Genomic DNA, 11,659 nt, shown 5'->3' on the forward strand with positions numbered 1-11,659 from the left:
ACGCTAATTAATCGTCGAATTCTCCGGCGCTAATTTTCTGGCGCGTTTTTTCGTACCCTGATTGGATGTAATCGTCAAGGGCAGTTTCGGAAATCCGCCATTGCCCACGGCCGCCTACTTGAATGGCGGGAATCTCTCCGTTCTTGATAAGGGTGCGTACCTGGCCGGCTGAAACACAAAGACTTTCTGCGACGTCTGCGATAGTAAGAAATTTTTGCATACCTATAGTCTCCCACTTCTGCATTTATCGCGTCGACTGTTATCCCCAAACACTCCGAACCTGTGGATAACTTTCGCCGCTAATAACTGAAATTTGACACTATAGGGATATGGTTTCATTTGCGAAGTTAATACGGAAAGCGCGAGATCCACGCCTCCTTCTAGGCATGGTTCTTGTTATCGGCGGTGGCACGGCAGGCGCATTGTTGATGAGTGAACCGGATTCCGTTCTGGTTCCGCAAGCGACAACTGACGTAGCAGCAGGCGATACCCTAGATAAGAACAACTTCACGCTGGTCCAGATGCCGCGCGATATCGCACATTCGTACGTGCATGGCCTGGATTTCGCGCCAGGTTCGATCACTCAACGTTCTCTTTCTGCCGGCGAATTTCTGCCAGAAAATGCAGTTGGAAAGAAGAACGTAGGTATCGATATTGCGGTTCCGGTGGCGGTGCCACAGTCGTCGGCCCTCAAACCCGGAACCACAATCAATGTCTGGCGCGTCCCGCGGGATAAAGACGCGCATTCGGAGATCATTGCACGCGATGCGATTTTCGTGGGCGTGGAGGAGCGCAAGGTGATCGCGGACGGAAAGAAGTTCGTGAATATCCGTGTGAATTCGGGCGGCGTGGCAAATATTGTGGAGGCGCTGGGGCGTGGGGATGGTTTCGTTGTGGTCGGGAGCGGATCGTGAGTGCGATTACGTGTTTGCCATCACGTTTGGATACGGACGTGATTTCCGAATTGACGCACACCGGGGATGCCAGTTTGGTAGTTCGCCGTTGTGCTGATATGGCTGAAGTTTTGGCCGCGGCTCGCGCCCGCATTGCGTCTGTTGCGATTATTGCTGAAGACGTCGATTTTTTGGACGTCACGCTTCTTTCTGATTTGCGGCAGTATTTGGCTGTTGCGATTGTGGTTGGGACGGGAAGCACACGTTCCATCGACGTTCGTTCCCTCGGTTCTGTTGAAGTTTTCTCTCCGCACGCGGCCGACATTGCGAACCGGATTCGCGCCAGCGTGGGTTCGCACGAATACGTTCCTTCGTTTTTGGATGACGACGCCGATCGTGACGTTTCGAAGGGCGCGTTTGTTGCGTTTTGGGGTCCGTTTGGTTCGCATGGCAGATCGTGCTTGGTGCGTGATTCTGCGGCGATTTTATCGAAAGAGCATGACGTTATTGTGGTTGATGCTGATTCGATGGCGCCATCGCTCGCGCAGGTTTTTGATGTGGATGAGAGTTCGGATCTGATTGGTTTGGCGCGCATGATCGATCAGGGGCGCAAGATTGAGTTGGAATTGTGTGTTACCCGGCCAGTGAGTTCCTTTGGCAATGTTCGGCTTGTGACGGGGATGAACACGGGGCAGCGATGGCGGGAGGTATCGCGGCCGGTTGCTGATCGGCTATGGCCACTGTTGAGTTCGGGATCTGATCTTGTTCTTGCTGATGTGACAGGTGGAATGGATGAGCGGGCGGAACGGGTAGATCGTTGGGCGCTTTCTCGATCTGCGATGGATTCGGCGGATGCGTTAATTCATGTTGCGTCAGCGACGCCAAGTGGGTTGAGGCGGTTGATCGAGCATTTTGACGAATTGCGTGATCGTGAACCGGGCCGTGATGCGATCGTGTTAACTGGCGTTCGTTCGTCTGCTTTGGGTGTTGGCCTGTTGGCACAGGCGCGTGACGTGCTGGATACAGTGGGGATCGGAGATGTTCCTGTTTTTGGCGTGCGGGAGGAGCGATCGATTCTGGATAAGGCGTTGATTGATGCTCAAGCAGTTCCGTATGCTCGCCCAAAGTGCGGGTACACGAAGGATGTTGGGCGAATATGTGAGTGGATTAAGGATAGAATGCGTGTATGCGCATCTATATCCCATTGATTCTGAGCGATCTTGCTGCTGAGCAGATCGATGTTCGCCGTGTTCATGCGGTTACTCCTGCACTGTGTGCCGCCGTGCCTGATGAGGATGCCGAAGGGTATGAATACATGGCAACGCTGGCTGCTGCCGATGATTCGTTGCGTTTGATTGGGCAGAATCCAGATACGGAACGCCGCCGTGTTGTTGCGGTAGCTGAAGTGCCTGATACGGCCGTAGCTGTGGCGGTGGATGCTCAGCTTCCTACCGAAATGGATCTCTTTTCGCAGGTGCGGTGGAAGAATGTGGAATCGTTCCACATAGATCTTCCCGGATCAGAAGATCTTGTGGAACGTGCGATTGCTGGTGATGAGGATGCATTCATGGCAACGGGCGATATTGAATTGTTGTGGTTCGACATCACTGAACGGCTCCGTTTAACTGATCACTGAAAGCGTTGATCCCTTCCCTTTGCTAGGGGTGATTCGTACCTGGTTAGGTACGCGCGATTTGAGTTCATCAACGTGTGAAATGATGCCTACCTTGCGGCCTTCTTTAGCAAGTTCACTGAGAGTGCTCATCACATCATCCAAAATTTCGCTAGAGAGCGTACCGAACCCTTCATCGATCATCAGAGTATCAATGCGGATGCCGCCGTTTTCTTCTTGCACAACTTCAGTAAGGCCAAGGGCGAGTGATAGTGCGGTGTAGAACGTTTCGCCACCTGAAAGACTACGAGTGGAACGGATCTCTGATTCGCCTTCTCCGCGAGCATCGTAGTCAATGATTGACAGCCCAAGCCCTGTTCGGCGTTCATTTTCCCTCGCTTCAGAACGGATAAGTTCATAGCGCCCGTGAGAGAACCGGGAGAGGTAGGCGTTCGCGCGGTCAATCACCATATCAAAGCGCCGCATGAGTACCCAGACTTGAAGGCTGACATTCGTGCGAGATGCTTTTCCTGCCTGGGCAAGTTGATCGAGCCGTACAAGTGGACCGATTTTCTGAAGTTCATGCGCCCAATCGGTGACTGCAGTAGATATCATTTTTCCTGATGCGGTAGCAACCTTGATGCCTTCCTTCATGATTGCTTCTTGGCTGGCAAGATCCGAATGGGTTTCTTGTGCAACCTTCGCTGCTGTATCAGCTTCATCTACGTGGGCAGTTTCTTCCCCAGTGAGTGCGGATAGCTCAGGTGATTCTAACTGGCCGTGAATTCGTGCCCACGCAGATTCAAAGTTCTGAATCGATGCCGTTAATGATTCAGCTTCGGACGGTTTCAGTGTTGCGGCCTGGACCTCTTCTAAGTTCAGGGAGGCATCCTTCAACGCAACAGATAGAGTAGCCTGAGCTTGTATAACGTCCGCTTGAGCTGCCTCATATGCCTTCAATGCGTCACTACACCGTGCAATCGTGGCGCTGTTTTCTTCCGTAGCGCTGATGAGTGCCGAAATCGAGGACGCATCGCCTTGAGCCTTCGCAACCTCTTCCCGTGCAGTTGCAATCGCGTGTTCTTCTTCTGTGATACGTTCGCGAAGCCCCTGGCATTCGGCTTCTAGGCGCGCGTAACGCGATCCTGCTTCTTCTTTTTCATGACGAAGTGCAGAAATCGTAGAACGCAGTTTTTCTAACGACGATTGTGCCACCTGTGCTTCATCTTTCTGGTCTTGGAGTGCGTTCAGAGAACTGGTGATTGATTCATGCGTGAGTTCTCCGAGCTGATCAAGAAGAGCTGCACTGCGGGCACGCAAAGCCGAGATGTTTGAACTGGACTGTTCGAGCTGCACACGTACGCGATTTAATTCTTCTTGGGCCTGCTCAACATCGCTTTTGCTTGCGTGTTCATCGGTTGGTTGCGCAGGGGCAGGATGTGCGGCAGAACCGCAGACGGGGCACGGCTGGTTCTCTTCTAGTTCTGCAGAAAGAATGGCAGCTTGGGAGGCGATCCATCGCGAGTTGATAAGAACAAAATGAGCGTGAGCATTAGTATTCGCTTCAACTAATTCAGCATGGGATATTTCTGCATGGTGGATGTGCTCACGTAGAGCATCATGTTCTGTTGTACGAGCGAGTTTTTCGGTGAGAGTGCTGATCTCAGAATCAATCGCAGGGAGTTGTTGCGCGTGCTTTTCTGCTGTTGCTTGTTGTGCTTCCTGCTTTACCAACTCTTCAGGGATGCGATCTTGGCGTTCCTGAATAGTTTCAAGCTTCTTCAGCGATTCTGCCAGTTCTTCCTGACGCTTGTGGAGTTCGTGTTCCTGGATAACAGTAGTTTCTTCGCGTTCACGCATCATACGTAAATACGTTAACGATTCGCGAAGTTGTTCTTCTGCTTGATGGAGTTCCGTAAGCGTTTGCGTAATATCGCAGGTGGCCGGATCTAATCCACCAAGAGTGGGGAAGTTTGATTCTGGCAGGGCACGGAACGCACTGCGGGTAACTTCTTCACGTTTCTTTAGCCGCTTTTCAAGATTGAGGAGAACAGAGTACCGTTCCGCCGGAATCACTGCCTGGTGATGGCGGGCAACGCGTTGGCGCACAACATCAATATCTTCCGCCTGGGCTTCACATTCCGTTTTTTGAAGCAAGAGTTGTGAACGCCGCTTGAGGTTATCTGCCAGAGCGTGTTGTTCTTCGCTCCAAGCTTGAGCTTTCTGGAGAACAGAAGCAGATTCAGCCAGCTGTTGGGAAAGAACACCATGCCGTTCATGGAGTTCAGATAAGCAGGATTCCACACGATCTACGAGGCGCGAATCGTCCGGTTCGGTGAGCTGGCTATCGAGTTCAAGGAACTCATCTTTCAATTCAGATACTGCGGAATTTCCGAGCCATCCGGAGACTGCGTGGGTAATAGCGGTTCGTTTTTCCGCAACACCTTGGGAAGCATCGCTCATTTTCCGGTGGAGCCGAGTAGCGAAATCGCGATAGAGCCGGGTGTTAAACAACGTTTCCAACAATTGGGAACGATCTTCTGATTTCAAACGGAGAAAATCTGCGAACTGGCCTTGGGGGAGTACCACTGTTTGAACGAATTGTGCCCGCGAAAGTGGCAGGATGGAACCGAGTTCAATACCAACGTCAGATGATTTGGTTGCGAGGACTTCGCCAGAATCCCACAATTCTTGTTCCACAGCAGCTTCAGAGAGACGTATCAATGTTGCCTTTTCAGATACAGGTGTAGTACCGCCGCCACGTTTTGGTTTGTTCCAACGCGGAGTGCGAGTGACTTTAAATGTTCCTGCACCAACCGTGAACACGAGTTCAACACGCGATGGAGTGGCCGGATCTGCATATGTTGAACGAATACGGCTGTAATCAGATTCTGCCCCCGCAGTTTCGCCGTAGAGCGCGAAAACGATCGCATCAATAAGCGACGATTTTCCTGAACCAGTTGGGCCTTCAAGAAGGAAAAGGCCGCCTGCAGTAAGTGAATCAAGATCGATCACATGGTGCCCGGCGAAAGGGCCAACACTATCAATCTCTAACCGCCTAAAGAGCATCTTCTTTCCTTTCCATCATGAATGAATCCCATTCTTTAGTAATAAGATCGTGTTCTTCTGGCGTTAGTTCACGCCCTCCGCTGCTGGCAAAAAATTCCGCAAGAATATCTACTGGATTAACTTTTGATATGGATGTTTCATGTGCTTCTACCTGTGTAAAAGGAGCATTATGCCGAGCTTCCAACGTGTGCGGGAACTGCACGCGCAACCGCGCCAGCATTCGTTCAGGCCGATCAACATCCGTGACGATAATGCGAACGAAATGATTGTGATATGCGGCGTATGTAGACGATAAGAGTTCGTCCATTGTTCCTTCCAGTGTAACAAGTGGCCGGAAAACCGGTGCCGGAATAATCTCCACCGCTGGAATAGCGCCAGGTTCATCGATCGTGACCAACACCGAGGACTTGTGATGGTGTTCTTCTGAAAAAGAAAACGCGATCGGAGAACCCGCGTATCGCATCAACGGGCGATCACACACTTTCTGTGGCCGATGTAAATGCCCCAACGCCACATAATCAATAAGCGAACCAGAATCGCCCTGCAGATCAAACAGCCCACTAGGTACCGAATCCACGCCACCCACGTGGATATCGCGTTCAGAATCTGAAGGTTCTCCGCCCACCACAAACTCATGAGCCATAATCACGTGCGGAACCCGCGTTCCCCGATCCGTAATATCACGCCGAACTAGATCAAGAGCAGCCCCAACCACCGCTTCATGGCTACGTTCCAGCGGCTTATCAGGATCCTCCGCCAACCGCACCCGATCCACATCCGGATCCAGATACGGCAACGCATATACGCGCCCAACCAGTTCGCCATCACGCATGATCTCAATAGGCATGCCACATTCACGAGGATCAGACACAATCGAAATACCTGAACGCAACAATCCAGAAGTAAAACCAAGCCGCGTTGGAGCATCATGATTACCAGAAATAAGAACAACCGCCGTGTGCCCGGCAAGGCGTTCCAAGGTTGTAGACAACAGCTTCACCATTGCCACCGGAGGAATGCCACGATCAAAGACATCCCCAGACACAAGAACAGCATCCAGATCATGTGACACCGCAAGATCCACCACATGATCAGCCCACATCTCAAAAGCAGCAGTAAGATCACTGCCGTGCAACGTGCGGCCAAAATGCCAATCGGAGGTATGTAAAAACTTCATATCTGTAGCCTAACGGAAGCCTCCGACATACTTTGGTGTACACCTGCGATATGATTTTGGAATAAAACGAAAGGCGTAAACAGAACGCACCCCGTTCGTCGTCGTCAATCCTAAAGGAGAAAAAGTGAAGCCTGAACCAACCGGAGAAATCCAAGAAATCACCCCACAGGAACTGTTTTTCTCCACAACTGATCCCAAAGGCGTGATAAAACTTTCAAACGAAGTTTTTACGCGACTTTCGCGGTACGACGCCGAACAGCTCCGCGGTGCCCCACACAATATCGTGCGCCACCCGGATATGCCAGCCTCCATCTTCAAACTCATATGGGACACGCTCGAAGCCGGGAAACCGTTCGCAGCCTACATGCTCAACTTGGCTGGAGACGGTTCGGAATATGACGTTTTCGCAACCATCACGCCACTGCCAAACGGCGGCTACCTCTCGGTCCGCGCCAAGCCGATGCGTGAAGAAACCTTCGCACAAATCCGCGCTGTATACGCAAAAATCCTCTCCCACGAACAAAACCTCATCGCCGGCGGAATGAACCGCCGCCAAGCCGCCGAAGCCGCCCTCCCGTACGTGAACCAGGCGCTCGCGGAAGCTGGAATCGGATCGTACGAAGACTTCCAAACCGAAGCGTTACCTGCGGAAACAGCGAAACGTGAAACGGAAGAAAACACCTTCCCGCACCGCGCCGGCGAATCGCAACTCCACGAAATGCTCGCGGCGGTACGCAAAGAACACGAAACGCTCGATGCGTGGATGAAACACCAAGATGACCTGGTAAAACTGGGCGAACGCCTAGCGGCCGTGGTGGCACATGTGCGCACCGATATGGACACGGTAGCCGCAGCCGCGCACGAATTCACCGCGCTCGGCGAAGGAAACCCGGCGCTCCACACGGCACTCGAACCGCTCTTCGTGTGGAACCGTATGCAAGGCGTGGTGGGCACATACCTCACCAACCTCATCGCCAAAATCGATGCGCTTGAATCCCACATCGCCCACACGCGCTTCCGTATCGCACTTTCACGCCTCCACACGAATATGTGTGGCGTGTTCATCGCAGAACTTATCGATACTGGCTACGATGCGAAAATCGGAGTTCCAGGATTGGCACCCGGCTTCGTCACCCGCGATGTGTTCGCGGAAGCCGATAACGAAACGGAAGAACAACGTGAAATCCGCGAACGCCTAGAATCACTGGAAATGCTCAGCACCGTGCTCACTGCGGATGTGGAAGCGTTGCAAGAGCACGCCCAAACATACCGCGAACTTGCCGGCGATATTGCGCATTACCTCGATCAAGTCCTGCACGCAGTAGCGATCCCGCGCCAGCTGCTGCAACTGTGGCAGATGTCGGCGGCAGATCTCAACCTGCCAGAACTTAACCTTTCTGTGGACGCCACCGTGGCGCGCTCTATTGACCACGCGGAAGTGTCATTGGAACGCCTTACTGCATTCCAACAGGAACTCGGTAACGTCAGCGATGTGGAAAATTACGATGCCCTATCCCAGATCGTTCTTGAAATTCATGCCAAAGTTCTTGTGATGATTGGGTGATATGCAAGGACGCTGTGTGGGCGATGGGGATTTTACTTGAAGTCTAGCGGGCTTTACTTGCCAGCGAGTGCTTCCTTGTATGCATTATCGAGCGCGGTTACTGCCTCGCGGACTTGCTTGACCGTGGAGCGTGGGCCGAGTTCGATGCCTACCGCCTTGGTGATATTGCGGTTCAGCTTGTTGTAGGTAGCGAACGATTTCTTGCGCAGAATATTGGTGTCGCGGTTCCAGCGGGTTTTCCAGATCTTCTGGGTGAGTTCGTTTCGTACGTAGATGGTTGCGTTGTCTTCTGGGGTGAGATCCGGGTAGTCTGCGACTTCCGTGAGGATGTTGCCAAGTTCTTCTGTTGATTCGTTGAGTTGTGCTTCAGTGGAGGACAGGTTTGTTAGGCGAATGATCGAGCGGGTTACTGCGAAACCGATTTTGACGTGGGCTGCCTGGACTTTGTCTCGGAGGGTGGTTGCACCGGTGTTGATCGCTTGACCGATCTTTGCTGCGAGCTTGGCGCGCGAGAGGATCGTTGTGGTATCGAAAGCCGGCACGTTACCAGTCGATATTGCGATTAGTTCGTCTTTTAATTCATAGAGTGTTTTGAAGAGGCCTTCGAATTCTTTGCCCCATTTGATATCGGGGCGCGAGGTGGCGCCAATTTCTTTAATTTCAGCGATTACAGTATCAACGTCAGCGGCTTTTTCTTTGGCTTCTGTTTTTCCGATTGGAGCAGCGGGTTCAGTTGGGGTGACGTGCGCGGACACTACTGAGACGTTCGCGCTTGTATTGAAATTTAACGACGACGTTTCAGCAACCGGACCTGCCATAACAGGTGCTATAAGCGAAATTGATAAGGCTAATGACGCGAGGGGTTTTAACATCGATTTTCTCCATTGCAGATCGATTAATATATGAGGGGTAGTGCAGTGCGTGTGCTAAGAGCATAGCGATAGGAGATGTGAGGGAGGTAATCTGGGTGCTCTCTGGATGAGGCGTTCTGAAAAATTTCGTGGTATAATTTTCGGTTCGGTGTAGTAAGGCGCGGTAATATTGCGAGTTTAATGCTCGTAGAGGTTTCATGCGAAACGTCGTATTTTTTAATTTTTCCCCATACGATTCTGAGGCGAACTGGAGGTTTTTGCGACGCTATGTGTGGCGTACGTCGTGAAAAATTATGAAAGTTTTCACTTTATGTGTGTCTTTTTAGCCATGGCACATTGTTGACAAAATCGTACGATGTGTTGAATTTGTTGGTGGGCGTCAATCTATAAAAGCAATGAGGGTGTGGGCGATACCTGCCCACGTTAATGCCCATAATGCGGAGGTAAAGGTGCCGATAATGAAGAGCTCGCCCACGTGGTGGTGTTTTTCATTGTGTAATTCAGGGTAACGCCCAAGGCCTTTGATAGCTAAAACCATTGCGATTCCTGAAGGGAAAGAGAAAATTATGCAGGCGTAGATGGCCACGCGTTCAAGAATGCCGATCCAGCGGCCTCCTTTGAATACTTCGGTTTTTGAGTTTTGATCGCTTGTGGGAGGAGTTTCTTGGGGGAGTATGTGGATGCGATTGAGGAAGTATCGGATAAGAGGATTTCCGAAAATCGTAATAGTGAGGAAGGCTGTGAAAATAAAGGCTTGTATGGTGAAAGCAAAAGGTTGTTGCATCGCTGTCTCCCCTCGGTTTTGCAAGATTCTACTCTTATAAGCTTTTCTCTTCAATTAAGGTATGTACTTAATTTTATAGAAATTAAGGTATATGCTTAATTTTGGAAGGTGGTTGATGTGGTAGAAAAATATATTGCCGTTATTGGGGATATGGTGGATTCTCGTGGAGTTAATCGTGTAAGTAGCCATCATGCTCTTACAGATAGCTTGGCTCGTGTAGATGCAGGGAGTGTTCAAAGCCTTCATCCGACAGTGGGAGATGAAATCCAGGGTGTTTTTGCAACTATTGGAGATGCTTTTCGAGCTATGCATCAGTGCCGAATCGAACTAATGATTCGGGGAGCTGACATCCGTTGGGGAATTGGATATGGGGAGATCGTTACGATTGATCCGAAACTTGATATCCAAGATGGTTCAGGGTGGTGGAATGCTCGTGAGGCCTTAAATCAACTTGTTAGTGTAGAAGAGAAAGCTGGATGGTCTAACATACGGACGTATTTTTATACGGAAGAAAAGGAAAGAAGCTCTTTTGGGCAATGGATATTGCCACTGAGTCACATGATTGACGTGCATATGACCCGGTTAAATCCATCTACGAGTACAACCTTAAGAGGGGTGCTACGTGGTGATTCTAATCAGCAGGTGGCGCGCCGTTTAAAGATCAGCCCAGCTGCCAATAGCATGAGAGTGAACGATAATGATCTCCGCCCGCTGGCAGCTGCTATGAAAAGTTTGTGGGAGCTACCGTAGTACTGCAACTCCCACAATAAGAAACCCTTATCTATCAGCACAATGTATGCTCACGTGAGGATTTTTGAAGGATTGTCCGAAGCCTATCTCTTGCACGTTGCAAGCGTTTTCTTGCAGTATCTGGACGGATTTCACATATCTGTGCCACTTGTTCTAAGGGCAGCCCGTCCCTTAGAACAAGTTCAATGCTGATTTGCAAGATGTCTGCGTGCCAACTATGCCTCGAGGATGTTGTCATTCCAAGAGGAGCTACCTGTGGCTGTGGTAACTGTTCCATATAGTGTGGTAGATCTTTTGCGCAAATATCCAACCACTGCGAAGTGTCCGTCTCTGAATATGTAGGATTGCCTAATCTCCGGTTTCAACCATGAACAGATGAGTGCTAAAAGCTGCAGTTGATACAAGTACTGTAAACGCCAGCCCTATACCTATCGCATGTTTTGGCTAAAATCGGCGCGTTGATACGTGCAACTTTTCATGCTCAATCGTGATTTCCCGAGCGATGTCTACGCTCATTTTTGCAATATTTTCATCTGCTATAGTGTCAGGCTTAGTGAGTAACTGATTCAGTCTTCATCGGTCAATATATTTATATCGGGAATTTTTCGAAACTGTATTAAGGAGTATTTATGGGCTTATGGAAATCAGGGAAGAGTGAGAGTAAGAGTAAACGAATACTTACTCCAGAAATTCTAGAGTCTTCGCATATATTATTGCTGCGTTCATTTTTCTTGGTATTGCTTATATTGCGTTTAATCTGAAAGGATCCTTCGAAGAAGAAATTTTGATTTTCTTGACTCTCCCTGCAGTGTTTTCAATTGCTTTATCTTTTGTGGCAGCAAGAATTGCTACTGATTTTTTATAGTCTGGGATTCTTATAGAAGACGCAATTCGTGTAAATCGGAAGAAAAGGAAAATAATCTCTGTAGGATGAAGAG

General features: G+C 50.2%; 10 protein-coding genes. 5 read left to right on the forward strand and 5 right to left on the reverse strand.

What is annotated here, in order from left to right:
* Positions 1-7: 7 nt before the first annotated feature.
* Positions 8-220 (reverse strand): helix-turn-helix domain-containing protein, encoded by a 213-nt coding sequence (locus ARCH_RS01615; protein WP_013169571.1) that lies wholly within the window; start codon positions 218-220, stop codon positions 8-10.
* Positions 221-329: 109 nt separating this feature from the next.
* Here ARCH_RS01615 and ARCH_RS01620 point away from each other — a divergent pair, with 109 nt between their 5' ends.
* From ARCH_RS01620 to ARCH_RS01630, 3 genes are read left to right on the forward strand one after another with little or no spacing between them, the layout of a single operon-like run.
* Complete coding sequence (locus ARCH_RS01620; protein ID WP_013169572.1) at positions 330-914, forward strand: SAF domain-containing protein; 585 nt, start codon at positions 330-332, stop codon at positions 912-914.
* The gene (locus ARCH_RS01625; RefSeq protein WP_013169573.1) at positions 911-2,101 is read left to right on the forward strand and encodes a MinD/ParA family ATP-binding protein; all 1,191 of its coding nucleotides are present in this window, start codon (positions 911-913) and stop codon (positions 2,099-2,101) included. The genes ARCH_RS01620 and ARCH_RS01625 overlap by 4 nt, the downstream gene beginning before the upstream one ends.
* Positions 2,080-2,529, forward strand: coding sequence for a DUF6912 family protein (locus ARCH_RS01630; RefSeq protein WP_013169574.1), 450 nt, complete (start codon positions 2,080-2,082; stop codon positions 2,527-2,529). The genes ARCH_RS01625 and ARCH_RS01630 overlap by 22 nt, the downstream gene beginning before the upstream one ends.
* On the opposite strand, the gene ARCH_RS01635 is transcribed toward ARCH_RS01630, so the two are convergent.
* Positions 2,515-5,574, reverse strand: a complete 3,060-nt coding sequence (locus ARCH_RS01635; RefSeq protein WP_013169575.1) for an AAA family ATPase — start codon at positions 5,572-5,574, stop codon at positions 2,515-2,517. The genes ARCH_RS01630 and ARCH_RS01635 overlap by 15 nt on opposite strands.
* Positions 5,564-6,751, reverse strand: a complete 1,188-nt coding sequence (locus ARCH_RS01640; RefSeq protein ID WP_013169576.1) for an exonuclease SbcCD subunit D — start codon at positions 6,749-6,751, stop codon at positions 5,564-5,566. The genes ARCH_RS01635 and ARCH_RS01640 overlap by 11 nt, the downstream gene beginning before the upstream one ends.
* Positions 6,752-6,875: 124 nt before the next feature.
* Here ARCH_RS01640 and ARCH_RS09220 point away from each other — a divergent pair, with 124 nt between their 5' ends.
* Complete coding sequence (locus ARCH_RS09220; protein WP_013169577.1) at positions 6,876-8,315, forward strand: PAS domain-containing protein; 1,440 nt, start codon at positions 6,876-6,878, stop codon at positions 8,313-8,315.
* Positions 8,316-8,368: 53 nt separating this feature from the next.
* Here the strand turns inward: ARCH_RS09220 and ARCH_RS01650 are convergent, their stop codons facing one another.
* Both ARCH_RS01650 and ARCH_RS09225 read right to left on the reverse strand, forming a co-directional pair.
* Complete coding sequence (locus tag ARCH_RS01650) at positions 8,369-9,133, reverse strand: CAMP factor family pore-forming toxin (RefSeq protein ID WP_187286513.1); 765 nt, start codon at positions 9,131-9,133, stop codon at positions 8,369-8,371.
* A 433-nt stretch (positions 9,134-9,566) separates the two neighbouring features.
* Positions 9,567-9,971: a hypothetical protein gene (locus ARCH_RS09225; protein WP_013169579.1), complete on the reverse strand. Its 405-nt coding sequence runs from the start codon at positions 9,969-9,971 to the stop codon at positions 9,567-9,569.
* 117 nt (positions 9,972-10,088) lie between these two features.
* On the opposite strand from ARCH_RS09225, the gene ARCH_RS09230 reads away from it, so the two are divergent.
* Positions 10,089-10,721, forward strand: a complete 633-nt coding sequence (locus tag ARCH_RS09230; RefSeq protein ID WP_013169580.1) for a SatD family protein — start codon at positions 10,089-10,091, stop codon at positions 10,719-10,721.
* Positions 10,722-11,659 lie beyond the last annotated feature (938 nt).

This window comes from Arcanobacterium haemolyticum DSM 20595 (assembly GCF_000092365.1).
Taxonomy (GTDB): domain Bacteria; phylum Actinomycetota; class Actinomycetes; order Actinomycetales; family Actinomycetaceae; genus Arcanobacterium; species Arcanobacterium haemolyticum.

What these genes read in the sequence shown, in the direction of transcription:
- ARCH_RS01615 (WP_013169571.1), bottom strand. Translation starts at nt 220, where the DNA reads ATGCAAAAATTTCTTACTATCGCAGACGTCGCAGAAAGTCTTTGTGTT.
- ARCH_RS01620 (WP_013169572.1), top strand. Translation starts at nt 330, where the DNA reads ATGGTTTCATTTGCGAAGTTAATACGGAAAGCGCGAGATCCACGCCTC.
- ARCH_RS01630 (WP_013169574.1), top strand. Translation starts at nt 2,080, where the DNA reads ATGCGCATCTATATCCCATTGATTCTGAGCGATCTTGCTGCTGAGCAG.
- ARCH_RS01635 (WP_013169575.1), bottom strand. Translation starts at nt 5,574, where the DNA reads ATGCTCTTTAGGCGGTTAGAGATTGATAGTGTTGGCCCTTTCGCCGGG.
- ARCH_RS01640 (WP_013169576.1), bottom strand. Translation starts at nt 6,751, where the DNA reads ATGAAGTTTTTACATACCTCCGATTGGCATTTTGGCCGCACGTTGCAC.
- ARCH_RS01650 (WP_187286513.1), bottom strand. Translation starts at nt 9,133, where the DNA reads ATGGCAGGTCCGGTTGCTGAAACGTCGTCGTTAAATTTCAATACAAGC.
- ARCH_RS09225 (WP_013169579.1), bottom strand. Translation starts at nt 9,971, where the DNA reads ATGCAACAACCTTTTGCTTTCACCATACAAGCCTTTATTTTCACAGCC.